This is a genomic window from Phytohabitans maris (genome assembly GCF_031085175.1).
Taxonomy (GTDB): Bacteria; Actinomycetota; Actinomycetes; order Mycobacteriales; family Micromonosporaceae; genus Phytohabitans; species Phytohabitans maris.
This window is the reverse complement of record NZ_JAVHUY010000016.1, coordinates 77,037-103,078: the sequence shown is the minus strand read 5'-3', so window position 1 is coordinate 103,078 and position 26,042 is coordinate 77,037. Positions and strand designations below refer to the sequence as shown.

Sequence of the window (26,042 nt, the reverse complement as noted above, 5' to 3'; positions counted from 1 at the left end):
GTGCCAATCAAAAGCGCCGGGGAAAGGATACTGGGCGTCCGCAGGTCACCGGGACCTGTACACGTCGCCGCGGTGCTCGACCGCGGTGACCAGGACGACGCGCCGCTCTTCGTCGATCTCGTAAAGAACCCGGTAGGCGCCACGCCGGGCCGACCAGGTCCCCTCGTACGGCGGGAGCAGGAGTCGCTTACCGACCCTGTGCGGGTTGTCGACCAGCACCGTGGTCAGGAACTCGCACACGGCCGCGGCCACCTTCTCCGGCAGGCGACCGGCGATAGCGCGAGCGGCCGGTCCGGTGACGCGGAGCTGATAGGGCGCCGGGCTGGAGGGGTGGCTCACTGGTCGGCCGGCGGCCTCGCGCGCCGAGCCATGAGGGCGGCCAGCTCGTCGGCATCCAGCACGTCACCGGCAGCGGCGGCCGCCCTGGACTCGGCCAGCTGGCGCATGACGTCCGGGTTGGCCAGCACGTCGAGGGTCTCCTCCAGCGCGGCCAGATCATCCGGGGAGATGAGGACCGCGACCGGGCGCCCATGGCGCGTGATCTCGATGCGCTCGTGGGTGCGCTCGACCTCCTCGATCAGCTCCGATAGCCGGTTGCGGGCATCGGTGAAGGGCATGGCTGTCATGCCACCGAGCCTAGCAGAAAGTGGCGCGAATTCTGTGCAGTACAGGTCCCGAGCCGGTGGTGATCAGTGCGTCGGTACGGCGGCGGTCGCGGCCACGACCGGGGTGGTGTCGGCCGCGGGCAGGGTGACCGTGACCTCCAGGCCACCGCCGGGCTGGGCGGCCGCCGTCACGGTGCCGCCGTGGGCGTCGCAGACCGCCCGCACGATCGACAGGCCGAGCCCCGAGCCGCGCGCCCCGGTGCGCTCGCGGCCACCCCGGCGAAACGGCTCGAAGAGTCCCGGCACGTCCGCCTGGTCGACCTCGAAGCCGGTGTTGCCGACCACCAGCCAGGCCGCCGCCGCGTCCGAGCCGGTCCGCGCCCAGACCTTGCCGTGCAGGTGGTTGTAGCGGATCGCGTTTTCGATCAGGTTGCCGGCGAGGCGGTCGAGCAGGCTCGGGTCGCCGACCACCGGCGCCGGCTTGAGCGACGTGGTCACGGTCAGCTGGAGGCGGTCGGCCTCGCCGCGCACCGCGGAGAGGGCGGTGGTGGCCGCGGTGGCCAGGTCGGTGTTGACCTTGCGGGCCAGCCGGCGCCCCGACTGGGCCTCGCTGCGGGCCAGCACGAGCAGCGCGTCCACCAGGCCGTTCGCCCGCTCCGAGGCGTCCCGCACGACCGTGGCCATCCGCCGGTACTCGGCGACGTCCGCCTCCTCGTCGGCCATTGTCACATCGATCTCGGTACGCATCACGGCCAGGGGCGTACGCAGCTCGTGCGACGCGTTCGCCACGAACCGTTTCTGCGCCTCGAACGCCTCCCCCAGCCGGTCGAGCATCGCGTCGAACGTGGCGGCCAGCTCGGCCACCTCGTCGTCCGCCCCCGAGTACCGGATGCGCTGGTCGAGCGTCTCCTCGCCGAGCCGCTGTGCGGTCGACGTGACCTGGTGCAGCGGGCGGAGGGCGCGGCCGGCCACCGCGTACGCCCCGGCGACGCCGACCACGCTGATCGCCAGCAACGCGACAAGCCCCTTGGCGAGCAGCTCCCGCGAGGCGGCGTCGACCACCTGGTCCTGCCACTCCTGGGCGCCGAGGCGGGTGCCGTTGGCCAGCTCGACGGTCGTGCCGGGGCGCAGCTGGTCGGCCGGGTGCAGCGCGTCGCCGACCAGCAGCCAGGCGAGCAGCACCAGGATCGCGCCGGCGCCGACCAGCAGCACGCCGTTGAGCAGCGTGAGCCGCAGCCGCAGCGTGGGCCGCAGCCGGTGCCGGCCGGGCCGCCCCGAGTAGACGGTCATGGAGCCACCCGGTAGCCGGCCCCGACCACCGTCTCGATCAGCGGCGGGTCGCCGATCTTCTTGCGCAGGGTCATGACCGTGACCCGTACCGTCGTCGTGAACGGGTCGGTGTTGGCGTCCCAGACCCGTTCCAGCAGCTCCTCGCTGGAGACCACGCCGCCGCGCGCCTTGAGCAGCTCCTCCAGCACTCCGAACTCCTTGCGGGTCAGGTCGAGCGGGGTACCGGCCCGGGTGGCGACCCGCTTGGCCGGGTCGAGCACCAGGTCGGCGACGGAGAGCACGGGCGGCGCGGGGGGCGTGGCCCGCCGGCCGAGCGCCTGCACGCGGGCCACCAGCTCGTCGAAGGCGAACGGCTTGGGCAGGTAGTCGTCGGCGCCCAGCTGCAACCCCTCGACCCGGTCGGCGACCGTGCCGCTCGCGGTCAGCATCAGCACCCGGGTCAGGGCGCCGGACGAGACCAGGTCGGCGCAGATCTGGTCGCCGTGCACGCCGGGCAGGTCGCGGTCGAGCACGACCACGTCGTACCGGGTCACGAACGCCATCTCGTGCCCGGTCGAGCCGTCGTACGCCAGATCCACCGCCATGCCCTGCCGCCGCAGCCCGCGGGCGATCGCGTCGGCCAAGGCGCGCTCGTCCTCGACCACCAGGACCCGCATGGTGGCCACCTCCCGTTCGTTGTCGCCAGGTCAGCGTCCACCCAGGGGTGTGAAGCCGACGTGAGTCAAGGTAACGGGACGGGGCGCCAGACACCCACAGTCGCGTCCAGGCGACGGCAGATAACCGCGCCGGAGCGCACCTCGCAGTCGCCGGTGACGCCGCCGACCACGCCGAAGAAGTGGGCGCCGCCCGTGGCCGGGTCGATCCGGGCCAGCCAGGCCCGCGAGGTGGCCAGGTCGGTGCGCATCGCGATCAGCTCACCGGCGGCGGTCGGCGGCGCGATGACCGTCCACTCGCCGAGCCGGTTCAGCTCCCGCCCGGTCTCCGGGTCGAGCGCGGTGAGCTGGGTGAAGCCGTCGCGGCCGCGGGCCTGCCCGACGAGGTAGTCGCCGGCCCGGCTGACGAACACGCGGGACCGGTCGGTCCAGAGCGTCCGGCCGGTGGCCGGGTCGAGCACCCGTACGCCGCCCAGGTGCCGCACCACGCAGAGCTTGTCGCCGCACCCGGGGGTCACGTACTCGGTCGCCAGATCGATCGCGGCGCTCCACCGGCGATCGAGGCCGTCCACCCCGTACGCCACGACGGTCGGGCCGTCGCGGACCAGCACCATGTCGCCGGCGAACTGCACGTAGCTCGCCGGAGTGCTCGGCGGCCGGGCCGGCAGGAGGTCGGCTGCGGCCAGCACCCGCGCCTGCTCGACCTCGCGCACCTCGACCGTGCCCGAGGGCAGCAGCGTGACGACGTGGGTCGGCGACCGGTCCGCGTACCGGTAGGAGAGCCACGCCCCGGCCGGCACCCGGTAGGCCCACCGGACGGCGCCGGTAACCGGGTCGACGGCCTCCAGCGTCTCCCGGCCGGTGCTGGCGCTGGGCGTACCGTCCGGCGAGGTCCAGAGCAGCACCTGGCCGCCCGGCGTCACGCCCTCGAACAGCGCCCGCCGCCGCCACATGACCTGGCCGCTGGCCTCCCGGATCGAGACGCTCTCGACCTGCTCCAGCAGCTCCGGCTGGGTGCTCAGGAGCATCTGCCCGGCCACGGCGCCGACCCCGCGCAGCGCGCCGGTGAGCGGCAGCGGCGCCTGCCACAGCCGGGTCGCGCCGGGCAGCGTGTACGCGCTGATGGTGCGCGCCCCGGCCAGCTCCGTGCGGCCGGAGGTGACCACGTAGAACTGCTCGCCCACCGCGAACGCCGTGTCGCCCAGCCGCGCCGGGATCGTGGCCTCGGTCAGCGGCGCCGCCTCGGGCAGTGCCGGGCCCAGCGTGGTGGCGACCACGGCCAGCCCGGCGAGCGCCCAGGTGAACCGCCACCGCACCGGAGTGCGCACCGGCCGGGGCACGGCCCGCTCCGGCCCGGGCCGCACCTCCCCGAGGTCGATGACGCCGCCGACGGCCACGGCTACAGTCTGCGCCTGGGGTACCAGACTCCGACAGATCCGCCCGCGCGGCGGCAGACCACCGCGAGCGGGGTGGGCCGGCACAGGGAGACGTCGGCGAGCAGGCCGAGCACGTCCACGTCCGCCGCGGCCGCGTCGAGGCGGGCGACGAGGGCGCGGGGGCCGTTCTCCCGGACGCCGAGCATGCGCCAGTCCTTCGACGGGAACGAGAGGTCCCACTGCCCGAAGTCGGCCACGAGGTGCCCGTCGGCGGGGTCGAGCAGGACCATCTGTGAGTTGTTCAGCTGCCCTGGGCCGTACCCGAGCAGGTAGCGGCCCACGGGGTAGGCGTACCCCAGACCCGGCGCGGACCAGCGGGTGCGGCCGGTGGCGAGGTCGACGAGGCGGAGGCCGCCGAAGTCGCCGACGCCCACGCAGAGCGCGTCCCCGCACTCGCCGCTGACGTACTCGCTGCGCGGGTCGACGTCGGCCTGCCAGCGGCGGTCGAGGCGGTCCGTCCCGTACGCGGCGAGCACCGGCCGCCCGTCCGCCTGCTCGTGGACCAGCAGCAGGTCGCCCATCAGCACCGGGGGCTGCTGCGGGTCGACGGGCAGCCGGGCGGTGGCGAGCGGCGCGCCGCTGTCCGCGTCGTACAGCTCTACCACGCCGGCCGGGGTCCAGCGCACGAAGCGGTCCTCGTCGATGACCACCGAGTGCTCCGAAGGGTACGCCTTCGACCAGCGCACGTCCCCGGTCGCCAGGTCGACGTTGAAGAGGCGCTGCAGGTCGCTGAGCGAGAAGTCCTGGAGCAGCCCGTGGCCGGGGGCGGTGCGGTTGTACCAGCCGCTGCGGCGCCACACCTCCCGCCCGGTGCCGGGCCGGATGGCGATCGTCTGGATCTCCGGGCCCTCCGCGAGGGCCAGCAGCATGCCGTCCACAAGGGACGCCCCGCGCACCGGTCCGTCGGTGTAGAGCGCGGCCTCCCACACCGGCCCGGTCGCCTCCGGCAGCGCGTAGCTGGTGATCGTCCGCAGCCCGGCGCGGACCACGCCCCGGCCCGGGCGCATCAGGTAGAGCGCGTCGTCGCCGACCACGATCTCGTCGGCGGCGGTGGCCCGGATGGTGACGGAGACCAGCTCCGGCCGCACCGGCGCGGCACCGCCGGCCACACCCATCAGCGCGACGAACGCGAGCGCCAGCGCGACCACCCGTCGCTGCCGCGGCAGCAGGGGGCGCGGGGCCAGCTCGATCTCGTCCCGCGGCACGCCCAGGTCGATCACCATACGAGGCCGATCCCCGGGCCCGCCGGATGGTTCCAGCGGCTCAGCGGTACGTCCAGATGCTCAGCTTGTCGTCCGGCGCGCGGCACACGACGCTCCGCTCGCCCGCCACGCAGTCCCATACCCGATATGGCACCACACCCAGCGGCCGCGGCGCCGCCGTGTGCGGCCGGGCGATCGACAGCCAGCTCCGGTCGTCGCCGATCGTGCGGCCGACCGAGACCAGCCCGTGCTCGGTGCGCGGGCTCAGCACCGTCTCCAGCCCGCCGAGGTCGAAGAGGGTACGGCCGGTGGCCGGATCGACCGCCGCGAGGCCGGCCGGCTGGGCGTCGGCCACGAGCACCCCGCCCACGTCGAAGACCGCGTCCGCCTCGTCCGTGTGCCACACCAGCTTGCCGGTGTCCGGGTCGATCGCCTCCACGCCGAACGCGCTGGGGGTGCAGACCAGCGGGCCGCACGGGCTGAACCGGCGTACGTCGTCTTCGGTGATCACCCGCCGCCAGCGCAGCTCCAGCGTGTCGGTGGCGTACGCGGCGACCCCGCGGTCGCCCGCCGTGTCCTGGTAACCCAGCAGCAGCGTGTCACCGACGGTCACCGAGAGGGTGGCGCCCGCGCCGGTCGGCAGCACCGTCCGGGAGGCCAGCACCGCGCCGGTGCGGACGTCGCGCACCTCGGCATGGCCGCCATCATCACCGTTGGTCACGGTCACGGCCCGACCATCGGGTACCGGACGGACGCTCGTCGGCGCGGCGAAGGTCGCCTTCCACAGGTCGCGCCCGGTGGTCAGGTCCACCGCCCGCACGCTCGCCCCGGCCGGCTCGCCGGGGCGCAGCAGGCCGCCGATCACGCCGGTGCGCCCGTCGTCGGACACGGCCACCCGGGTCGGCAGCGTCCAGAGCACCCGGCCGGTGGCCGCCTCGACCGCGGTGGTGGGCGTGGCGATCCCCTCGCCGCCGACCAGCCCGGTGACCAGGACCAGGCCGGCCGCCGGCTGCACGTCGACGAACTGCTCGACACTCGACTCGTACGGCGCGGTCCACAGTGGACGCCCGCCGGGCAGCTCGTACGCGGAGAGCAGCCAGCGCTGGTCGGTGGACGGCCCGGCGCTGGGCACCGACACGTACAGCCGGTCGCCGATCACCACGAAGTCGGTGCGCCGGTCGAGCCCGAAGCTCGCGGTGAGCGTGAGGCTCGGCGCCGGCGCCGGCCCGGAGCCGGTCACGGCGAGCAGCAGCACCGCGACCAGGGCGAGCGCGACCGGACGCCAGTGCCCGGGCCGCCGCCCCCAGTCCCGCAACCGCGCGGCCGGCGGCTCCCGATCCAGCCCGAGATCGATCACCATGCCGACAAGCCTGCCACGCCCCGCACGTACCCCCGTCCGCCGCCCTCACCCGTAGCACCCGACCGCCCGGCCCGACGGCGGTCAAGGGCGGATCGCCGAGATCGTGGTACCTAGGTGCCCCCACAGGGGCACCGGAATACCACGATCACCGCGCGCCTGCTCGCAGAGGGCGGTCCGGGACGGACCTGGCTCCATGATCGACTTAAGCGGTCGGCCCCTCTCGAGCGGTGCCCCGTCTGTGCGGGCAGCTCCAGAGCTTCGCGCACGCACGTCCGGGTCCGGCGGCAACGCGCGGTCCGGCGACAGGGCGAGGACCGGCGGCGACGCGCGACCGAACCCGCGCGGGCCTGGCAGCGGAGGGCGGGGAAGTCGGCGAGAGGCGGACCGGGGCAAGGAAAGCTTTGGGTCAGGGGCGGCCGGCCTGCTGGGGGACGCGGGCGGCGTCGCGCTGCCAGGTCTGGACGTAGGTGAACGCGGACATGCGCTCCACGTCGTCGAGCTTGAGCACGTCGGCGACCAGGTCGACGAGCTGGTTGCTGTCGCCGGCGCCGTCGGCGGGGGCGTGCGTGTCGAGCGCGGCGTGGACCCGGCTGCGCAGCGAACGTTCGCGGCGCCCGGCGGCGCCCACCGGCTCCGGCTCGGGATCGGCCGGCGCGGGTGGCGGGGCGGGCTGCTCCTGCACCGGTACCCGGGCGGTGGCCCGGGAGCGGCGGCGGGGTGAGTCGCCGTCGGCGGCCCGGGTGGTGGTGCGGCTGGGGCGCTGCAGCTCCTCCCACTCGCGGCGGACCGCCTCGATGACCCGGAACTCCTCGCTCGGCTCGGTCAGCGCCGCCGACGGCACCACGGCCGGTCGCACCGGCACGACCTCGGTGACCTCGATCCGCTCGGGTTGGGGCTCGGGCTCGGATGCGGCCTCGGGCTCCGCGGGGCGCGGGACGAGTGGCTCGTCGCCCGGTGCCAGGCCGGCCAGCCGCGCGGGGGCCAGGTCGGCGGCGATCAGGTCGGTGAGTCCGTCGTAGTCGGCGCGGCGGGCGAGGCGGGCGGCAATCTCGTCCAGGTCGTAGACGGCCAGCGCGATGTCGGCCGTCTTCGGGTCGACCGCGAAACGGATCTTCCGGTGCAGCACCTTCGCGATGGCCCGCTGCCGCCGGTCGCGGCGGGTCTCCGCGCGGGCGGCCGCCATCGAGGTGTACAGGCCCAGGGCGGGATCGGCCTTCGCCAGCGACTTGGCGCGCAGGGTCAGCAGCGGGTGGCGCAGCCAGTGGCCGAAGACCTCGTACGCCGGGGTGGTGGGCGGCAGGTCACCGGTGGCCCGCAGCCGGTCGCGGCGCTGGTTTTCGGTGTGCGTGAGCCACACCAGGTAGCCGAGCGCGGACATGCCGGCAAAGAAGCCGCCGAGGAGGTGGTCGTCGTGGGCCAGCCAGTTGAACGCGACGGCCCCCACCGCGATCGCCGCGGAGAGCAGCCGCGACCCGATCGCCCGCTCACCGAGCCGGCGGCGCACGTCGGCGTTGGCGAGCACCACGATGCCGCCCAGCTCCAGCGCGCCCACGGCCGGTATCGCCGCGGCCAGCGGGATCCCCAACGCCTCAACGGCCCCGGAGACCTGGCCGGCGAGCGCGACCAGCAGGACGACCACGTAGAAGCCCTGCCGCATCACCGAGGCCCGCTTGACGGCCCGCTGCAACGCCGCGTCCAGGGTCGCCCGGCCGCCGTTGACCGACCGCTCGTACGCCACCGCGCCTCCCCTCGCTGTATGCCAGCCAAGGACGTTACCGGCCGTCGATCGGCTCGGGGTTACGGGACACGATCAGGACGTGCCAACATCCCGCTGTCACAGCGCACGTACGCTGCGCGCTCCTTGGCTCCTCAAAAGGCGTTCGGACGCTACTTGGCGGACTCCCGGCGGAGGACGCTCGTGTCGTCGAAGGACGGGGTCGGGGCTTCGAGGCGGGTGAGCCAGCCGGTGACCTCGCGGGCCACGTCCTGGGCGGTGAGGCCGAGGTCGGCCAGGATCTGGCCGCGGCTGCCGTGGGCGTGCCAGGCGACCGGTACGCCGAGGTCGCGCACCGGCACGTCGACGTCGGCGTCGCGCAGCGCCTTGGCCACCGCGTCGCCGACGCCGCCCGCGCGTACGCCGTCTTCGACGGTCACCACGAGGCGGTGGTCGCGGGCGAGCGCCACGATCTCGGGCGCCACCGGGCGCACCCAGCGCGGGTCGACGACCGTCACGCCGTAGCCCTGCTCGGCCACCCGCCCGGCCACTTCGACGCCGAGCTGGCCGAACGCGCCGACGGCGACCAGCAGCACGTCGCGGGTGGGCGACTCGACCAGCACGTCGACGCCGCCCACGCGGCGGACCGCGGGCAGGTCGGGCGCGACCGCGCCGGTCGGGAAGCGCAGGACGGTCGGGCCGTCGTCGACGGCGACGGCCTCGCGCAGCTCCTCGCGGAGCGTGGTGGCGTCGCGCGGCGCCGCGATGCGCAGGCCGGGCACGACGCCGAGGACCGACATGTCCCAGATGCCGTAGTGGCTCGGCCCGTCCGGCCCGGTGATGCCGGCCCGGTCCAGCACGAACGTCACCGGCAGCTTGTGCATCGCCACGTCGAGCAGCACCTGGTCGAAGGCGCGGTTGAGGAACGTCGCGTACACCGCCACGACCGGGTGCAGCCCACCCAGCGCCAGGCCGGCCGCGGAGGTGACGGCGTGCTGCTCGGCGATCCCGACGTCGTACACCCGGGAGGGGTGCTTGCGGCCGAGCGTGGCGATGCCGGTGGGCTCGCCCATCGCGGCGGTGATCCCGACCACGTCCGGCCGCTCGTCGGCGATCGCGACGAGCTCGTCGGCGAAGACGTTGGTCCACTTCAGCGACGGGGCGGCGAGCAGCTTGCCGGTCTCCACGTCGAACGCGCTGCTCGGCCCGTGCAGGCAGTCGGCCTCGTCCTCTTCGGCCGGGCGGTAGCCGTATCCCTTGCGGGTCACCGCGTGCACGATCACCGGCTCGCCGAAGCCCTTGGCCCGGCGCAGCGCCGACTCGACCGCCGCCAGGTCGTGGCCGTCGATCGGGCCGACGTACTTGATCCCGAGGTCTTCGAACATCGCCTGCGGCGCCACGGCGTCCTTGATGCCCGTTTTGACGGCATGCAGCACTTCGTACACCGGCCGCCCCACGAGCGGCGTCGCACCGAGCGTGTCCTTGATCGTGTCGAGCACCCGCTCGTACCCGGGGTTGAGCCGCAGGCTGGAGAGGTGCTCGGCGAGCCCGCCGATCGTCGGCGCGTACGAGCGGCCGTTGTCGTTGACCACGATGACGAGCGGGTTCTTCGCGGCGGCGATGTTGTTGAGCGCCTCCCAACACATGCCGCCGGTGAGCGCGCCGTCGCCGACCACCGCGACCACCTGCCGGCTCTCACCCCGCAGGGCGTACGCCTTGGCGAGGCCGTCCGCGTACGACAGGGCGGTGGAGGCGTGCGAGTTTTCGATGACGTCGTGATCGCTCTCCGCCTGGTTGGGGTAGCCGGAGAGACCGCCGCGCTGGCGGAGCTGGTCGAAGCCGGCCTGCCGGCCGGTGAGCATCTTGTGCACGTACGCCTGGTGGCCGGTGTCGAAGAGGAACCGGTCCAGCGGCGAGTCGAAGACCCGGTGCATCGCCAGCGTGAGCTCGACCACGCCCAGGTTGGGCCCCAGGTGGCCGCCGGTCCGGGACACCTTGGCCACCAGGAAGTCGCGGATCTCGGCGGCGAGGATCGCCAGCTCCTCCGGCGTCATGCGCTTGACGTCCTGGGGGCCACGGACCGTGCTCAGCAAACCGGCTTCAGCGCTCATGCCGGCCGATTCTATCGGCACTCTCACAGCGCCGCCCCCGAGTCCGGGTCGAAGAAGTACAGCCGCTCGGGGTTGATTGCCAAGGTCAGAGGCTCACCGACACTGACTGGCTGGTCAGCCGAGAGGCGTACCGTGAATCTGGCCCGGTCTTCTGGCAGCAGCAGCGCGTCGTCCGCCGTCTCGGCGTCCACGGCGGCCCGGGTCGCCTCGGTGTCCACCCGCGGCGCGTCCAGATCGAAGATCACGAAGCGCTCGTCGCCGAGGTCCTCGACGATCGCCGGGCGCACCTCGACGGTGGGCCAGCCGTTGCCGTTGGCGAGCGCGAGGCCGGTCGGGCGCACGCCGAGGATCACCGGCCGCTCGCCCAAATCCCGCTTTATCGGGATACGGGCTTCGCCGAACCGGACCTCGCCGCCCTCCACGGCGGCCCGCACGAAGTTCATCGACGGCGATCCGATGAACGCCGCCACGAACAGGTTGACCGGCTTGTGGAAGAGCGTCTGCGGGGTGTCGCACTGCTGCAGCACGCCGTCGCGGAGCACGGCCACGCGCTTGCCGAGCGTCATCGCCTCGACCTGGTCGTGCGTCACGTACACGGTGGTGGTGCCGAGCCGCTGATGCAGCAGGGAGAGCTGGGAGCGCATGCTCACCCGCAGCTTGGCGTCCAGATTGGACAGTGGTTCGTCCATGAGGAACGCCTGCGGCTCGCGCACGATCGCCCGCCCCATCGCGACCCGCTGCCGCTGCCCGCCGGAGAGCGCTCCCGGCCTGCGGTCGAGCAGGTGGTCCAGACCGAGCACGCCGGCGACCTCGTGCACCCGCCGCTCCCGGTCGGCCCTCGGGGTACGCCGCATGCGCAGCCCGAACGCCATGTTGCGGCGCACGGTCATCCGCGGGTAGAGCGCGTAGCTCTGGAACACCATCGCCACGTCACGCTGCTGCGGAAGCTCCTCGGTCACGTCCTTGTCGCCGATGAAGACCCTGCCCTCGGTGACCTCCTCCAGGCCGGCGATCATGCGCAGCAGCGTCGACTTGCCGCAGCCCGAGGGGCCGACGAGCACCATGAACTCGCCCGGCTCGACGGTCAGGTCGACGTCCCGCACCGCCACGACGCCACCCCGGTACCTCTTGGTGACGCCTTCCAACCTGATCCCCGACAACGTCAATCCCTAACCTTTCAGCGCGCCGGCCATCAGACCGCGCATGAAGAACCGGCCCAGCAGGACGTACACGAGCAGCGTCGGCACGCTCGCCAGCAGCGCGCTCGCCATCGCCTGGTTGAACGGCACGGTCTGCCCGCCCGCGATGTTGTTGAGCGCCACCGTGATCGGCCAGAACTCGCGGCTGGTCAGCAGGACGCCGAAGAGGAAGTCGTTCCACGCCGAGGTGAACTGCCAGATCAGCGCCACCGCGAACGCGGGCGGCGCGATCGGCAGCGCCACGTGGAAGAACGTGCGCAGCATGCCCGCACCGTCCACTTTGGCCGCCTCGATGACCTCGTCGGAGAGGCCGGCGAAGTAGCTGCGGAAGATGAGCGTGGTGATCGGCAGCCCGTAGATGATGTGCACGATGATGAGCCCGTCCAGCCCGCCGACCAGGTTGGCGCTCTGCATCGTCCGGTACATGGGGATGAGGATCGCCTGGTACGGGATGAACATGCCGAACAGGATCAGCGGAAACACGAAGTCGGCACCGGGAAAGCGCCACTTGGAGAGCACGAACCCGTTGGCCGCGCCGAGCATCGCCGAGACCAGGCTCGCCGGTACGGCCAGCAGCGCGCTGTTGACGAAGCCCTCCCGCAGGTCGGGCCAGACGATCCGGAAATTCTCCATCGAGAACGACTGGGGCAGCTCCCACATCCGCACCACGCTGACCGAGGCGGGATCCTTGAGCGCGGTGATCAGCAGCGCGTACACCGGCATGAGGAAGAAGCACACCAGCACGAGCAGGGCCAGGTAGCGTCCGGTGCGCACCAGGGTTTTCACTTGCGCCGCTCCGTCCTGACCGACCACCAGATGTACGGCACGATGACCAGCGCGATGCCGAAGAGCAGGAGCGTGGCGATGGTCGCGCCGCGGGCGAAGAAGCCCGGCTGGAACGTGGTGAACCACATGTACAGCGCCGGTGTGTCGATCCGCAGGTTGCCCTGGTCGATCGCGTAGAAGAGGTCGAACGTCTTCATCGAGATGTGCGCGAGAATCACCACCGCGCTCATCAGCACGGGCAGCAGCATCGGGCGCACCACGTGCCAGAAGACCTTTCGCTCGGGCGCGCCGTCGACCCGGGCCGCCTCCCTCAGCTCCTCCGGCACCGAGCGCAGGCCGGCGAGGAAAAGCGCCATCACGTACCCGGAAAGGGCCCAGCCGGCGGGGAGGGCGATGGCCGCGATGGCCCAGGACGACGGGGTCTTGTGCCAGTCGCTGAAGAGGAAACCCAGGCCGATGTTGTCGAAGAGCTTGTTGAGGCCGGCGGTCGACTCACCCGAGCCGTTGTTGAGCAGCCAGCGCCAGATGATGGCGGTGGCGATGAACGAAATCGCCATCGGAAAGAGGAAGACGCTGCGGAAGAACGCCTCGAACCGCACGCCCTTCTCCAGCAGCATGGCCATGACGAACCCCAGCAGCAGCGAGCCGCCGATGAAGACGAACGTGAAGACGGCCAGGTTGCGCACGTCGATCTGGAAGCGCTCGTTGTCGAACAGCTCGCTGTAGTTGCGGGTGCCCACCCAGTCGTACACCGGGGTCTGGCCGCGCCAGCTCGTGAACGACACCCGGATGTTCCAGCCCAGGAAGCCGTACACGAAGATGCCGAGCAGGACCAGCGACGGCGAGACGAGCAGCAGCCCCGGGCCCCAGGCCCGGAGCCGCCGCCGCACCTTGCTCGCTTTCGGACCGGGCTGGGTGCCGCGGCCGACGACCGCGGCGCCCGACCCGGATTCCGATGTGGACCTACTTGTTTGCGTCATATGCCTTTGCCACCGCGTCGGCGAACTTCGCCACGTTGCCGTCCTGCACGAAGATCTGCAGCGCCGTGTCGATCTCACCCTTGAACGCGTTGTTGGCCACCACGCCGTGCGCCAGCGAGCCCACGATCTTGGTCGCCGGGTTTTGCCACTCGGCGAGCGCCGCGGCCAGGTAGTCGGTGTACTTGCTCTTGTCGGCGTCGGTCCGCGCCGGCACGGAGCCCTTCTGCGGGTTGAACGCGTCCTGGCCCTCCGTCGAGCCGCACTCCACGAGCCACTTCTCCGCCGCGCCCTTGTGCGGTGCGCCGACCGGCAGCGTGAACGAGTCGGAGAGGAAGTTGTAGACGCCCTCGCTGCCCGGGGTGGCGACCACGTCGTACCCGGTCTTGAACTTCAGCGCCTTCGCGCCCTTGAGGTAGCCGTCGGCCCAGTCACCCATCACGTTGTAGGCGGCGGTGCCGTCCACGACCTTGTCGAGCGCCGGCTGCCAGTCGGCCGCCGCCGACTTGAGGTCGGAGAAGCCCAGGATCTTCGTGTACGTGGTGAGCGCCGCGGTCACCTCGGCCGACTTCCAGTCGGTCGACCCGTTCCACAGCCCGGTGTACTTGTCGGTGCCGAGCTCGCCCAGCAGCACGTTCTCCAGCAGGTGCTCCTGCGTCCAGCCGGGCCCGATGGAGAGCGCGGTGATCCCCTTGGACTTGAGCGTGGCCGCCTGGGTGAGAAACTCGGCCCACGTCTTCGGCGGCGCGCTGATGCCCGCCTTCTGGAGCGTGGCCGGGTTGAACCAGAGCAGGTTCGAGCGGTGGATGTTCACCGGCACCGAGTAGATCTTGCCGTCGACCGTGATGGCGTCGACCAGCCCCTTGGGGAACTTCTCCTTCCACCCCTGCTGGTCGTACAGGTAGGTGATGTCCTCGACGTACCCGGCCTCGATGTCGCTGGCCAGCTCGAGCCCGGCGTGCACCTGGTACGAGTCCGGCGGGTTCTTGGCTTGGAGGCGGGTGGCGAGCACGGTCTTGGCGTTGGTGCCGGCACCACCGGCCACGGCCGCGTTGTTGAACTTGATGCCCGAGTTCTTCGTCGTGAAGTCGGCGATCATCGCGTCCAGGCCCTCTTTCTCGCCCGGACCGGCCCACCACGAGAAGACCTCGACCTCGGTGTCGCCGCTGCCGCTCGAACCGCCATCGTCGTCGTTGGCGCTGCTCGAACAGGCAGGGAGCGCGATCAAGGCTGCGGCTAGACCCAGGGCGACGATGCCCCGTCTGCTGTATCGCATACCACCCTCCCAAAGGTCGCGTGTGCCGTCGAACGATCGCCCTCCGGAGACAAGGTTGTCAACGCCTGGAGTCGATTCCGTGATCGAGCCGCAACGATGCCGCCCGACGGGGCAGAGAGCGCTCTACGACAACCCCACGATGACCAGGGCTACCGCGATGTCCACGATGGTCCAGACCGTTGCGCGGGGCTCCCGGGGCATCGAGGTTGGCCTCGCGCCACCCACGCCTCCGGCGACTCCAAGATCGCCCCAAGGCGCAGATCGTGGTACCTGAGTGCCCCTGGAGGGGCAGCTAAATACCACGATCTATTCAGCCGGTCGCCTGATCCGGACGTCGCGGAGAGGTTACTGTCGCGAGCAGGACAGTTTCCCCCAAACGAGGTACGAAACGGACAGATAACCCCACGCGACGAGTACGCTCAGTGACATGTCCGCCGCTCCCCCGGCCCATCGCGCACGCCGACCGGATGCCTCCGCCGCCGGTCAGACGGTCGCGATGCTCGTCATCACGCTGCTGTCACTGCCCTTGCTGCCATTCGTGCTCCTCGTCGTCGCGGTCGTGCGCGTCCGCGATCGGCTTTCCTCCGCCCGGGCGACGCGCCAGTCGGCGACCCTCACGCAGCCCGCCACCGCAATCCACCCACCCGTCGCATAGCCCAAGCCGCTCGCCCTCGGAGCGGAAAACACTACCGGCGAAAGCATCGAACGCGGCCCCCGAAATCAAGGCAACAAAGCCAATCAGGGCAACAAAAGCCCCACGCATTCGACGTGGTGAGTCATCGGAAACAGGTCGAAGGCACGCAGTGCCGCGAGCCGCCAGCCCCCATCGCGAAACGTGCGTACGTCCCGGGCGAACGCCGCCGGGTCGCAGGCCACGTACGCCACGGCGCGCGGGCCCGCCGCCATCACGGCCCGGGTCACCGCCGCCCCGGCCCCGGTACGGGGCGGGTCGAGCACGACCAGGTCGACCGGGCCGGTCAGCCGCCCGCGGCGCAGGGCCGCCTCCACCGTGGACCGCACCACGCGCAGGCCGGTCAGGTCGATGAGGTTGGTACGGGCGGCGGCCACGGCCTGCGGTGCCGACTCGACGAGCGTGATCGGGGCGTCCGCGCCGAGCTTGGTGGCGAGGGCGGCGGCGAAGAGGCCGGCGCCGCCGTACAGGTCCCAGGCCGACTCGCCGGGGCGCGGGTCGAGCAGGTCGAGCACCGTACCGGCGAGGGCGTCCGCGGCCGCCGGGTGCACCTGCCAGAACGCGTCGGCCGGCAGCGTCCACTCCCGCCCCACCGCCCGCTCGACGATCGGTGACCGGAAGGCGCCGTCCGGGCCGACGAGAGCCGGGCCCACCGCCGGCGCCACCGTGTCCACCGTGGACGCCGAGGGCCACGCCCGGCCGGTGACCGGCAGCTCCTGGATGGCCGGGTGGGCGATCCGGCAGCGGTCCACCGGCACCACCTCGTGCGAACGATGCTTGAGCAGCCCCGTGCGGCCGGCGGCGTCCACCGTGTACCGGACCCGGGTGCGCCATCCCAGCGGGCCGCCGGACAGCGGCTCGACCCGCACCGGAAGGTCGGGCAGTCCGGCGAGCCGGGCCAGCTGCTCGCGTACGACGGCCGCCTTCCACGCCAGCTGGGCGGGAGGCGCCACGTGCTGGAGGTCGCAGCCGCCGCACGCGTCGGGACGGGCGTACGGGCACGGCGGCTCGACCCGGTCCGGCGACGGCGTGAGCACGGAGACCGCGTCGGCGCGCAGGTACCCGGGATGCTCCTCGGTTATCTCGGCGACCACCCGCTCGCCCGGCAGCGCGTGCCGCACGAAGACCACCCGACCGGGCGGCTCGCCGACCCGGGCGACACAGTGCCCGCCGTGGGCGACCGGGCCGACGTCCAGCGTGACGCGTTCCAGGATCACCGCGGCGGGGTCCGCTCGCGCGGACCGCGTGCCGGCCCGCGGGCCAGGTCACGGTCGAGGCGGTCGAGGTCCTTGCCGGCGCTGGAGGCGAGCTGCCACGGCACGCTGGTCACCATCACGCCCGGCTCGAAGAGCAGCCGCCCCTTGATCCGCAGCGCGCTCTGGTTGTGCAGCAGGTGCTCCCACCACTTGCCGACGACGTACTCGGGGATGAAGACGGTGACCACGTCCCGGGGTGAGCTGCGGCGGACCGACTTGACGAAGTCGACGATCGGTCGGGTGATCTCCCGGTACGGCGAGTCGACGACGGTGAGCGGCACCGGGATCTCGCGGTTTTCCCACTCCTCCTCGATCCGCCGGGTGTCCTTGTCGTCGACGTTGACGGTGACCGCGGTGAGCGAGTCCGGGCGGGTGGCCTGGGCGTACGCGAGCGCCCGCAGCGTCGGCAGGTGCACCTTGCTGACCAGCACGATCGCGTGGTTGCGGGCGGGCAGCACCTGGCGGGCGTCGGCGGGCGTGAGCTCGCGGGAGACGGTGTCGTAGTGCTTGCGGATGGCCAGCATCGTCACGTAGATCACGGCCATCGCGGCGATCGCGATCCAGGCGCCGAGCAGGAACTTCGTGATCAGCACGATCACCAGCACCGTGCCGGTCATCGCGGCGCCGAACGCGTTGATGGCCCGCGAGCGGATCATGCGGCGGCGCTGCTCGGGGTCGCGGGTGCGGGGCAGCAGGCGGTTCCAGTGGCGGATCATGCCGGCCTGCGACAGTGTGAACGACACGAACACGCCCACGATGTACAGCTGGATCAGCCGCGTGACCTCGGCCTGGAACGCCACGATCAGCAGGATCGCGAAGAGCGCCAGCAGGATGATGCCGTTGGAGAACGCCAGCCGGTCGCCGCGGGTGTGCAGCTGGCGGGGCAGATAGCGGTCCTGGGCGAGGATCGAGCCGAGGACCGGGAAGCCGTTGAACGCGGTGTTCGCGGCCAGGAAGAGGATGAGGGCGGTGGCGGCGGCCACGACGTACAGCAGGACCGAGCCGCCGCCGAAGACCGCCTCGCCGATCTGGGTGGTGACGGTCTTCTGCTCGTACCCGGGCGGTCCCTGCACGATCTGCAGCGCTGGGTTCTCGACGAACTGCAGGTGGGTCAGGCGGGACATCCAGATGATGCCGACCAGCATCGTGACCGCCACGGTGCCGAGCAGCAGCAGCGTGGTCGCGGCGTTGCGGCTCTTGGGCGGCTTGAACGCGGGCACGCCGTTGGAGATCGCCTCGACGCCGGTGAGTGCCGCGCAGCCCGACGAGAACGTGCGTAAGAGCAGGAACACCATCGCGAACCCGGTCAGGTGGTCGTCCTCGGCCGCGATCAGCAGGTCGGCGCTGGGCGCGCGCAGGTCGTCACCGAGCACGAAGATACGGACCAGGCCGGTCAGGAGCATGCCGATGATGACGATCATGAAGCCGTACGTCGGGATGGCGAACGCCGTGCCCGACTCGCGCAGCCCGCGCAGGTTCATGGCGGTGAGCACCACCACGGCGGTCACCGCCACGCCCACCTTGTGCTCGGCGACCCACGGGATGACCGAGCCGAGGTTGGCCACGCCGGACGAGGTCGACACCGCCACGGTGAGCACGTAGTCGACCATCAGCGCGCTGGCCACCCCGACGCCCGCCTTGGGTCCCAGGTTGACGGTCGCCACCTCGTAGTCGCCGCCGCCCGACGGGTACGCGTGCACGTTCTGCCGGTAGCTCGCCACCACCGTGAGCATCACCACGACGACGGCCAGCGCCACCCACGGCGAGTAGAGGTACGCCCCGGCCCCGGCGATCGAGAGGGTCAGCAGGATCTCGTCCGGCGCGTACGCCACGCTGGAGAGCGCGTCCGAGGCGAACACCGGCAGCGCGATGCGCTTCGGCAGCAGCGTGTGCTGAAGCCGGTCGGACCGGAACGGCCGGCCGACCAGCAGCCGTTTCAGCAGTGAGGTGGGACTGGCCACAAGCGCCGATCGTACGGTGGCGGGGTGGCCGCCGCCCCGCCGGTGGCGATCACGTGGGAGGCTTCTCCCGGGAACGAGAGGAGAGTCACGGGGTGCACGTGGTGATCATGGGCTGTGGGCGGGTCGGCTCGACCCTCGCGCACAACCTGGAGGCGCGCGACCACACGGTCGCGGTGATCGACCAGAACGTCGACGCGTTCCGGCGGCTCGGGCCGGAGTTCGGCGGCATCACGGTGACCGGCATCGGCTTCGACGGCGACGTGCTGCGCCAGGCCGGAATCGAGCGGGCCGACGCGTTCGCCGCGGTCTCCAGCGGTGACAACTCCAACATCATCTCGGCCCGGCTGGCCCGCGAGACGTTCGGCGTCTCCCGCGTGGTGGCCCGGATCTACGACCCGAGGCGCGCCGAGGTGTACGAGCGGCTCGGCATCCCCACGGTGGCGACGGTCCGGTGGACGGCCGACCGCATCCTGCGCCAGCTCGTCCCCGAGGGGACCATGGAGATCTTCCGCGATCCCACCAGCACCGTCTCGATCATCGAGGTGCCCGTGCACAAGGAGTGGTACGGCCATCCGGTCAAGCAGCTGGAGGCCAACACCGGCACCCGGATCGCCTACCTGACCCGCTTCGGCATCGGCACGCTGGCCACGCCCTCGACCATGCTGCAGGAGGGCGACCAGGTGTTCATGCTGGTCACCGACGACATCGCGGAGCGCGTGAGCATGATCGCCGGCACCGCCCCGGAAGGGGGGCGGTAGCGGTGCGGGTCGCGATCGCCGGAGCCGGCAACGTGGGTCGCTCGATCGCCCAGGAGCTGATCGAAAACGGCCACCAGGTGATGCTCATCGAGCGCCAGCCCAAGATGCTCCGCCCCGAGCGGGTACCGGCCGCCGAGTGGGTGCTGGCCGACGCCTGCGAGCTGGCCAGCCTCGAGGAGGCCGCGCTCTCCAGCTGCGACGTGGTCGTGGCCGCCACCGGCGACGACAAGGTCAACCTGGTGGTGTCGCTGCTGGCCAAGACCGAGTTCGCGGTACCGCGGGTGGTCGCCCGGGTCAACCGCGCGGAGAACGAGTGGCTCTTCACCGAGCAGTGGGGCGTCGACGTGGCGGTCAGCAAGCCGCGGGTGATGGCCGCGCTGGTCGAGGAGGCCGTGACGGTCGGCGACCTGGTGCGGCTGATGACCTTCCGGCAGGGCGAGGCCAACCTGGTCGAGATCACCCTGCCCCCCACCGCGCCGTACGTGGGCCAGCCGGTGCACGCGGTGCCGCTCCCCCGCGACGCGGCGCTCGTGGCCATCCTGCGCGGCAAGCGGGTGCTCGTGCCCACGCCCGACGACCCGATCGAGGCCGGCGACGAGCTGATCTTCGTCTGCACCGCCGAGGTGGAAGACACCGTCCGCGCCGTGATCCTCGGCGCCGACAGCGTGGAACGGACCCGCGAAGCCTCCTAGCGTGATCAAAGCTCCCCTCACGTCGCTAGAACGACCTGAGGGGAGCTTTGATCACGGGGCTAGGCGGGCGCGGCTTCCGTCTCGGGCTGCCGGGTCTCGCGCCGCACGGCCCACACCGTGAAGGCGAGCAGCAGCAGGTACGGCGGGTAGCCGAGCAGCAGCCGGGCCACGCCCAGCGCGGTGTCCTGGTCGGCGAGGTAGAGCGCGGCCTGCACGCCCACCTTGGCCAGCCACACGACGCCCCACAGCACGGTCAGGCGGCTGAACAGGCGGATCAGCTTGCGGTCGGTGCGCCACTCGGACTTGCCGCCGGCGACGATCACCGACCAGATCCAGCCCACGAGCGGCTGCCGGACGGCCACCGAGAGGAGCAGGGCCAGGCCGTACCCGATCCCGTACAGGATGCCGGGCAGGTAGAAGTCCTTTTCGTCACCCGTACGCCACGCGATGAACGCGCCGATGCCGACGCCGAACAGCCCGTTGACCGCGTGGCGGACGGGGCGGCGCTGGATCAGGCGGAGGGCGGCGATGGCCAGGGCCACGCCCACCGAGGCGATGAGGGCCGGGTTGAGGTCGGCGACGATGTTGACGAGGACGAACACCACGACTGGCACGCTCGACTCGACCAGGCCCCGCCAGCCGCCCAGCTGCTCGGCCATCTGCTCGGCGAAGCTGGGCAGGCGTTCTTCGTCGTCCTCCGGCTGCGTCGTCATATCTATCGAGGCGCTTCCAGCTCGTAGTACGGGTTGTAGATGACTTTACGGTCATCGCGCACCGCGACGCGACCGCGCGCCGTCAACTGCCGGCCCGGCTCGATCCCGGCGATGTGCCGGCGGCCGAGCCACACCAGGGTGACGACGTCACTGCCGTCGTACAGGTCCGCCTCCAGCGTGGGCAGGTTGGTCCGTGGAGTGTAGACCACGGTACGCAAGCGGCCGGACACCGATACGAGCTGCCCCCGCCGGCACAGGCCGGCCAGCGTCGAGCCGGACTCCGCGCTCTCCCGCTGCAGCTCCTCCGCGTCGAGCTCGGCCTCGGTGGCCGTGAGGCGCTGGAAGAACCGGCGCACCGAGTGTGAGGTGTGGTCGGTCGCCATGACCTTGGGTGTCAGCCTCCTCGACAGGGTCATCCCAGGGTACGCCCCCGCGGCCGGCGCGTCGATCGACGTCTGTCGAAGCTAGGTGCGGCGTGGGCGGGGGGACGGCCGGCGGCGGGGCTGGGTGGGACCGGCGCCGTTGACCGGCGGCGGCGCGTCCACGGCCTGGGCCGCCGGCTCGGCCGCCGCCTGGCCCTGCTGGGCCTGTGCGGCCAGCTCCTTCGGCAGGCGCAGCGGGAGCGGCTCGCGCACCGGCTTGGCCTCCTGGCCGCGGTCGACCACGAGGCCGTGCAGGCAGTCCACCAGCGGGCCGCTGCCGGCCGGGTCGACCGCCGCTCCGCCCTGGTACACGCCGCGGACCATCCACCGCGGGCCGTCGATGCCGACGAACCGCAGGTCGGTCAGGCCCTCCGGGGTCCGCACGCGGGCGCGCAGCTCCACCCCGTACTCACCGTCGATCTCCTCGGCGGCCACACCGTCGTCGAAAAGCGACTTGCGGATCTCGGCGCGCACCTCGTCCCAGATGCCCTCGCTGCGCGGGGCGGCGAAGACGCCCAGCTGGAGGGCGTTCTCCCCGTGGACGAGGACGACCTGCTGCACCACCCCGTCGGGGTTGGCCTGCACCCGCACCTCGACGCCGTCGACCGCGGGGATCTTGAGGCTGCCCAGGTCGAGCCGCTGCACGCCGTCCGGGGCGTCGGCCACGTCGTACGGGCCGACGCTCGGCACGACCGGCTCGGGCTCGGCCGGCTCGTACCGCTGCTCCGCCCGGCCGCGGCGCTGGCTGTTGTCGCGCGCGTGCCGCCCGCCCTCCCGCCGCCGCGAGAACATCAACGCACCTCCCCGACCAGGCCGGCGTGGCCGCCCGTCGAACCGTGCCCGCCCGCGCCCCGGCTGGAGTCGGGGAGCTCGTCGACCGGCTGGAACGCGGCCCGCTCGACCCGCTGCACCACGAGCTGCGCGATCCGGTCGCCGCGGGAGATCTTGGCGGTGGCCGTGCGGTCGTGGTTGACCAGGTTGACCCTGATCTCGCCCCGGTAGCCGGAGTCGACCGTGCCGGGCGCGTTCAGCACGGTCACGCCCAGCCGCGCGGCGAGGCCGGAGCGCGGGTGCACCAGCCCCACGAAGCCCTCCGGCAGCGCGATCGCCACCCCGGTGCCGACCAGCGCGCGCTCGCCCGGCGCGATCTCCACGTCTTCGGCCGCCACGAGGTCGGCGCCCGCGTCCCCCGGATGGGCGTACGCGGGGAGCGGCAGGTCCGGGTCGAGCCGGCGCACCGGTACGGGCACAGCGTCGGTCACGTCTGTCTCTTTCGTCGCGTGGGTTGCTGGGGTCCATCCTGCCCTACCCAATTGCTCGGCTTCGCGCTCGCTCCGCCCCTCGGGCCGTGGCCGGCGCCACGATGCTCACTCGCCGGCACCTCGCGTGTCCGGCTCAGTGCCTGAGACGTACCCTCACCCCGTGGAGGAGTATGCCGAACGCCTGACCGTTCCGTGGTGGCTGTGGCTGCCCGGCCTCGGTGCCGCCGCCCTCCTCGCGGCCGAGATCTGGATGGGCTCCAGCGGGGTGCGCGCCTGGCTCCCGTTCGTCGTGCTGCTGCCGCTGGCGGTCGCCGGCCTGTGGTGGGCGGGTCGCATCCGGATCCGGGTGGCCGGCGGCGAACTGTACGTCGACGACGCCCACCTGCCCGTGCGCTTCGTCACCGACGCGGTGCCGCTCGACGTCTCCGGCCGCCGCGAGGTGCTCGGCGTGGGCGCCGACCCGCTCGCGTTCGTCGTCCAGCGGCCGTGGATCGGCGGTGCCGTGCAGATCGTGCTCGACGACCCGGCGGACCCCACGCCGTACTGGGTGGTCAGCTCGCGCCGCCCCACGGAGCTGGCGGCCGCGCTGGTCGCCGCCCGGGAGGCGGTCAGCCGTCGCTGACGACCGTCCCCTCGATCGCCCCGCGGCCGCGCCGCCGCAGGTCGTCACGGACGCGGTCACCGAGGGCCTGCGTCGCCCTCCGGTTGAGGTATCCGGCCACCGCCGCGCCGGTCAGCAGCGGGCCGAGCGTGGTGATGTTGCGCCCGAAGCGGCGCAACAGGCGGTCGCGCAGCTCCTTGCGGGCGGCCGTGCCGAGCACGGCGCCGATGCCGACGCCCGGCGTCAGCGGGTTGAACCCGCGCTGCTGGGACCAGGCCTGGATCAGGCGCACCGCGCGCTGCGCCCCGGTACCCGGAACCGGGACCCGGTAAACCTCCTGGAGCTCGCCGATCAGCTTGATCTCGACGGCGACCACGGCGACCGTCTCGGCGGCGAGCAGCACGGGTGCGGTCAACAGGGTGGGCGTCGCCGCCCACTCGACGGCGGCGATCCCGCCGCCGGCGGCCCCCACACCGGCCGTCACCCGGCTGGCGTTGCGGACGAGCCGGTCGGCGAGCGCCTCACCGTCCAATCCGTCATGGTGGCGGCGGAGCGTCTCCAGGTCGCGGACCGGGATGTACGGCGCCACGCCGGCCACGGTGTCGGCCATCCATCTGGCGGCGGCCTTCGGCCGAAACATGGTGCCGATCCGGCGGATGGGCACCTGGCCGGCGATGCGGCGCAGGAGCCGCTTTCGCTCGGCCGGGGGCACGCCCTCCTCGCTGAGCTCGGCGATCGCCTTGCTCAGCTCAGGGTCCACTCCGGACTCGGGAACTCCGTCCGTCACGGCACTGACCAGGTCAGGCGCACTCGGTGCAGATCAGCTCGCCGTTCCGCTCGTACGCCAGCTGGCTCCGGTGGTGCACCAGGAAGCAGCGTGCGCAGCGGAACTCGTCCTGCTGCATCGGCAGCACCTTGACGGTCAGCTCTTCGTCGGCGAGGTCGGCTCCGGGCAGCTCGAAGCTCTCGGCTACCTCGGCTTCGTCCACGTCCACGGCGCCCGACTGGGAGTCGGTCCGCCGTGCCTTGAGCTCCTCCAGGCTGTCCTCGCCGAGGTCGACCTCGTCGCGACGCGGTGCGTCGTAGTCGGTGGCCATCGGTTGTCACTCTCCCGTTCGTGTGTCGCTTCCGGGTGTAACCCGGACGACGATGTTTCTGTGCCCAACTGTGGGCGGCGTACCTTACCGCCTCGCAGGCGAGGCATGTATACCGCCCCTGTGGGATGCATGTACGCCCCACCGCGCGAAGTTGTTCCCAATGTGACTCAGGCGACACGAAGATAGGGGTACCCGCGTCCGACGCACCGTCAACACACCGGCGACTCGACCTGATTCGCGGCTTTGCGCGCCTCCGTCCGCGCGACCGGCGACCAGGCGCTAACCTCACCGGCATGACCTTTGCCCGAGTGCGAGCACTCGTCGTCGTCGGCGTACTGGTCGTGTTCGCGCTGGTCTTTGTCGCGGTCGCGCTGGTGCGTGACTCGCAGGGCGGCGAGGTCGCGGCGGCCAGCTGCCCGGAGGGTTGGCCGCAGGGCGACCTGGTGCTCCGCGAGGCGAAAGACATCAAGATCAACGTCTACAACGCGACAGACACCGTCGGCCTCGCCGAGTCGGTGGCCGAAGACTTCGCCGGCCGCGGGTTCCAGCTGAAGAAGAAGGGCAACGACCCGCAGCCGAAGGGCGTCGACGGTGTCGCCCTCCTGCGGTACGGGCCGAAGGGGATCGGGTCCTCGCAGGTGATCCAGGCGTTCTTCCTCGGCAAGGCCGCCACGCAGTACGACCCGAAGCGCGCCGACGACACGGTCGACGTGGTGCTCGGCGACCAGTTCCAGCAGCTGGCCACGCCCACCGAGGTCAACCAGTCCCTCGTCGACCTGGGCAGCCCGCAGCTCCCGCCCGGCACCTGCGCGGCCAAGACGGACGCCTGAGCGGCGCCGCCAAGACGGCCAAGACGCAGGCTGAGCGGCGCGGCCAAGACGGAAGCGCCGGGACCGGACGCCTGAGCGACGGCTCAGCCGCCCGCGGAAGGCCCCACCCGCTTTTCCCCCCGGGCGGCCCGCAATAGGGCGGCAGGCGGCCGCTCAGGGTCCCCCGGCGGCGTCCAGCTCGGCCAGGCGGTCGTGGAGCGGCTTGAAGAGCGCGGGCGGGGCGGCGACCACCATGTCGAGCCCGGGCGGTGCCCCGCCGAGGCCGGCGACCACCAGACCCGCCTCGGTGGCGACCAGGCCGCCGGCCGCGTGGTCCCAGGGGTTCAGGCCCTTCTCGTAGTACGCGTCGAGCTGCCCACCCGCGGCCGCGCAGAGGTCGAGCGCGGCCGAGCCGAAGCGCCGGATGTCACGTACGTGGCCGAGCAGCCCGTGCAGCACGCCGGCCTGGTGCACGCGGCGGGCCGGGTCGTACCCGAAGCCGGTGCCGACCAGCGCCTGGGCCAGCTCGGTCTGCGGCGAGCCGTGCAGCCGGGTACCGCCGTGGAACGCGCCGCCGCCCAGCGTCGCCGTCCACTCCGCGCCGGTCGCCGGGTTGCGTACGACGCCGGCCACCACCCGCCCGTCCACCTCCGCGGCGAGCGAGACCGCGTACTGGGGGAGGTCGTAGAGGTAGTTCACGGTGCCGTCGATCGGGTCGAGGATCCACCGCACGCGCCCGTGGGTGCCGCTCGCGCCGTACTCCTCGCCGAGGACCGCGTCCTCCGGACGGCGTACCCGAAGCGCGTCGACCACCTGGCGCTCGACGGCGCGGTCCGCGGCGGTCACGACGTCCGTGTCGGTGCTCTTGGTGGCGACGCCGGAGACCCCTTCGACGCGCATCCGGCGGGCGGTCTCGCCGGCGTCCCGGACGATCTCCACCGCGATCGCGAGCAAATCCGCCGCGTCCGGCATACATACCCCCTAGAAACCGCGGTCGGCCCGTATCATCCTGTCAGAGCCTCGAAAACACCCCTTGCGGCGGCCCCCGGAGCCGCTCCCCCGGCGTGCGTCGCGGGATGATCGCCGCAGACAGCGTTACAATTCACGCTGCCCACCGCGACGCGGACCGCCACCGCCCGGACGGCCCGCGAGACGGGGGCTCCCACAAACC

Annotated in this window: 26 protein-coding genes and 1 pseudogene; 5 read left to right on the top strand and 22 right to left on the bottom strand. The window is 72.3% G+C overall.

Annotation, left to right across the window (positions count from 1 at the left end; all coding sequences use genetic code 11):
• Window positions 1–45 precede the first annotated feature (45 nt).
• The 13 genes and pseudogenes from RB614_RS18625 to RB614_RS18565 all read right to left on the bottom strand — a co-directional run bounded on the left by RB614_RS18625 (window position 46) and on the right by RB614_RS18565 (window position 14,609).
• Entirely contained in the window at window positions 46–240 is a 195-nt protein-coding gene (locus tag RB614_RS18625; RefSeq protein ID WP_308713802.1) for a type II toxin-antitoxin system RelE family toxin, read from the bottom strand.
• 95 nt (window positions 241–335) lie between these two features.
• A complete protein-coding gene (locus tag RB614_RS18620) occupies window positions 336–626 on the bottom strand; it encodes a type II toxin-antitoxin system Phd/YefM family antitoxin (RefSeq protein ID WP_308713801.1) in 291 nt (96 codons plus the stop codon).
• A gap of 63 nt (window positions 627–689) precedes the next feature.
• Entirely contained in the window at window positions 690–1,895 is a 1,206-nt protein-coding gene (locus RB614_RS18615; protein WP_308713800.1) for a sensor histidine kinase, read from the bottom strand.
• The gene (locus RB614_RS18610) at window positions 1,892–2,551 is read right to left on the bottom strand and encodes a response regulator transcription factor (RefSeq protein WP_308713799.1); all 660 of its coding nucleotides are present in this window, start codon (window positions 2,549–2,551) and stop codon (window positions 1,892–1,894) included. Before RB614_RS18610 ends, RB614_RS18615 begins: the two co-directional genes overlap by 4 nt.
• Window positions 2,552–2,616: 65 nt before the next feature.
• Window positions 2,617–3,945, bottom strand: a complete 1,329-nt coding sequence (locus RB614_RS18605; RefSeq protein WP_308713798.1) for an outer membrane protein assembly factor BamB family protein — start codon at window positions 3,943–3,945, stop codon at window positions 2,617–2,619.
• Window positions 3,946–3,947: 2 nt separating this feature from the next.
• Window positions 3,948–5,207: an outer membrane protein assembly factor BamB family protein gene (locus RB614_RS18600; protein ID WP_308713797.1), complete on the bottom strand. Its 1,260-nt coding sequence runs from the start codon at window positions 5,205–5,207 to the stop codon at window positions 3,948–3,950.
• 40 nt (window positions 5,208–5,247) lie between these two features.
• Window positions 5,248–6,546 carry a PQQ-binding-like beta-propeller repeat protein gene (locus RB614_RS18595; protein ID WP_308713796.1) on the bottom strand — a complete coding sequence of 433 codons (1,299 nt, stop codon included), beginning with the start codon at window positions 6,544–6,546 and terminating at the stop codon, window positions 5,248–5,250.
• A 406-nt stretch (window positions 6,547–6,952) separates the two neighbouring features.
• A complete protein-coding gene (locus tag RB614_RS18590) occupies window positions 6,953–8,284 on the bottom strand; it encodes a hypothetical protein (protein ID WP_308713795.1) in 1,332 nt (443 codons plus the stop codon).
• A gap of 124 nt (window positions 8,285–8,408) precedes the next feature.
• Window positions 8,409–10,371 (bottom strand): annotated as a pseudogene (gene dxs / locus RB614_RS18585) (1-deoxy-D-xylulose-5-phosphate synthase); the annotation flags it as partial.
• Between the two features lie 23 nt (window positions 10,372–10,394).
• Window positions 10,395–11,531, bottom strand: coding sequence for an ABC transporter ATP-binding protein (locus RB614_RS18580; protein WP_428983042.1), 1,137 nt, complete (start codon window positions 11,529–11,531; stop codon window positions 10,395–10,397).
• A gap of 9 nt (window positions 11,532–11,540) precedes the next feature.
• Window positions 11,541–12,356: a carbohydrate ABC transporter permease gene (locus tag RB614_RS18575; RefSeq protein WP_308713792.1), complete on the bottom strand. Its 816-nt coding sequence runs from the start codon at window positions 12,354–12,356 to the stop codon at window positions 11,541–11,543.
• Window positions 12,353–13,246 (bottom strand): carbohydrate ABC transporter permease, encoded by an 894-nt coding sequence (locus tag RB614_RS18570; RefSeq protein WP_308713791.1) that lies wholly within the window; start codon window positions 13,244–13,246, stop codon window positions 12,353–12,355. The genes RB614_RS18575 and RB614_RS18570 overlap by 4 nt, the downstream gene beginning before the upstream one ends.
• A gap of 73 nt (window positions 13,247–13,319) precedes the next feature.
• Window positions 13,320–14,609: an ABC transporter substrate-binding protein gene (locus tag RB614_RS18565; RefSeq protein WP_308713790.1), complete on the bottom strand. Its 1,290-nt coding sequence runs from the start codon at window positions 14,607–14,609 to the stop codon at window positions 13,320–13,322.
• Between the two features lie 427 nt (window positions 14,610–15,036).
• Here RB614_RS18565 and RB614_RS18560 point away from each other — a divergent pair, with 427 nt between their 5' ends.
• Window positions 15,037–15,264 carry a hypothetical protein gene (locus tag RB614_RS18560; RefSeq protein ID WP_308713789.1) on the top strand — a complete coding sequence of 76 codons (228 nt, stop codon included), beginning with the start codon at window positions 15,037–15,039 and terminating at the stop codon, window positions 15,262–15,264.
• An 83-nt stretch (window positions 15,265–15,347) separates the two neighbouring features.
• On the opposite strand, the gene RB614_RS18555 is transcribed toward RB614_RS18560, so the two are convergent.
• Together RB614_RS18555 and RB614_RS18550 are read right to left on the bottom strand one after the other, a co-directional pair.
• Window positions 15,348–16,517, bottom strand: a complete 1,170-nt coding sequence (locus RB614_RS18555; protein WP_308713788.1) for a class I SAM-dependent RNA methyltransferase — start codon at window positions 16,515–16,517, stop codon at window positions 15,348–15,350.
• Window positions 16,514–18,517, bottom strand: coding sequence for an APC family permease (locus RB614_RS18550; RefSeq protein ID WP_308713787.1), 2,004 nt, complete (start codon window positions 18,515–18,517; stop codon window positions 16,514–16,516). The genes RB614_RS18555 and RB614_RS18550 overlap by 4 nt, the downstream gene beginning before the upstream one ends.
• A gap of 92 nt (window positions 18,518–18,609) precedes the next feature.
• Here RB614_RS18550 and RB614_RS18545 point away from each other — a divergent pair, with 92 nt between their 5' ends.
• Together RB614_RS18545 and RB614_RS18540 are read left to right on the top strand one after the other, a co-directional pair.
• A complete protein-coding gene (locus tag RB614_RS18545; protein ID WP_308713786.1) occupies window positions 18,610–19,275 on the top strand; it encodes a potassium channel family protein in 666 nt (221 codons plus the stop codon).
• A gap of 2 nt (window positions 19,276–19,277) precedes the next feature.
• Window positions 19,278–19,967: a potassium channel family protein gene (locus RB614_RS18540; RefSeq protein WP_308713785.1), complete on the top strand. Its 690-nt coding sequence runs from the start codon at window positions 19,278–19,280 to the stop codon at window positions 19,965–19,967.
• A 59-nt stretch (window positions 19,968–20,026) separates the two neighbouring features.
• On the opposite strand, the gene RB614_RS18535 is transcribed toward RB614_RS18540, so the two are convergent.
• The 4 genes from RB614_RS18535 to dut all read right to left on the bottom strand — a co-directional run bounded on the left by RB614_RS18535 (window position 20,027) and on the right by dut (window position 22,364).
• Window positions 20,027–20,680: a DUF3159 domain-containing protein gene (locus RB614_RS18535; RefSeq protein WP_308713784.1), complete on the bottom strand. Its 654-nt coding sequence runs from the start codon at window positions 20,678–20,680 to the stop codon at window positions 20,027–20,029.
• Window positions 20,681–20,682: 2 nt separating this feature from the next.
• Entirely contained in the window at window positions 20,683–21,063 is a 381-nt protein-coding gene (locus RB614_RS18530) for an OB-fold nucleic acid binding domain-containing protein (RefSeq protein WP_308713783.1), read from the bottom strand.
• Between the two features lie 81 nt (window positions 21,064–21,144).
• Window positions 21,145–21,897, bottom strand: coding sequence for a DUF3710 domain-containing protein (locus RB614_RS18525; protein ID WP_308713781.1), 753 nt, complete (start codon window positions 21,895–21,897; stop codon window positions 21,145–21,147).
• Window positions 21,894–22,364, bottom strand: a complete 471-nt coding sequence (dut, locus tag RB614_RS18520) for a dUTP diphosphatase (RefSeq protein ID WP_308713780.1) — start codon at window positions 22,362–22,364, stop codon at window positions 21,894–21,896. Before dut ends, RB614_RS18525 begins: the two co-directional genes overlap by 4 nt.
• 136 nt (window positions 22,365–22,500) lie before the next feature.
• On the opposite strand from dut, the gene RB614_RS18515 reads away from it, so the two are divergent.
• On the top strand, window positions 22,501–22,986 hold the full coding sequence (locus RB614_RS18515; protein WP_428983039.1) for a DUF3093 domain-containing protein: 486 nt from the start codon (window positions 22,501–22,503) through the stop codon (window positions 22,984–22,986).
• On the opposite strand, the gene RB614_RS18510 is transcribed toward RB614_RS18515, so the two are convergent.
• Window positions 22,973–23,752 carry a hypothetical protein gene (locus RB614_RS18510; RefSeq protein ID WP_308713778.1) on the bottom strand — a complete coding sequence of 260 codons (780 nt, stop codon included), beginning with the start codon at window positions 23,750–23,752 and terminating at the stop codon, window positions 22,973–22,975. The two genes, RB614_RS18515 and RB614_RS18510, sit on opposite strands and share 14 nt — an antisense overlap.
• A gap of 13 nt (window positions 23,753–23,765) precedes the next feature.
• Window positions 23,766–24,062 carry a DUF4193 domain-containing protein gene (locus RB614_RS18505; protein ID WP_308713777.1) on the bottom strand — a complete coding sequence of 99 codons (297 nt, stop codon included), beginning with the start codon at window positions 24,060–24,062 and terminating at the stop codon, window positions 23,766–23,768.
• Window positions 24,063–24,370: 308 nt separating this feature from the next.
• On the opposite strand from RB614_RS18505, the gene RB614_RS18500 reads away from it, so the two are divergent.
• A complete protein-coding gene (locus RB614_RS18500; RefSeq protein WP_308713890.1) occupies window positions 24,371–24,892 on the top strand; it encodes a LytR C-terminal domain-containing protein in 522 nt (173 codons plus the stop codon).
• Window positions 24,893–25,045: 153 nt separating this feature from the next.
• Here the strand turns inward: RB614_RS18500 and RB614_RS18495 are convergent, their stop codons facing one another.
• Window positions 25,046–25,843, bottom strand: a complete 798-nt coding sequence (locus tag RB614_RS18495; protein ID WP_308713776.1) for an inositol monophosphatase family protein — start codon at window positions 25,841–25,843, stop codon at window positions 25,046–25,048.
• Window positions 25,844–26,042: the final 199 nt, after the last annotated feature.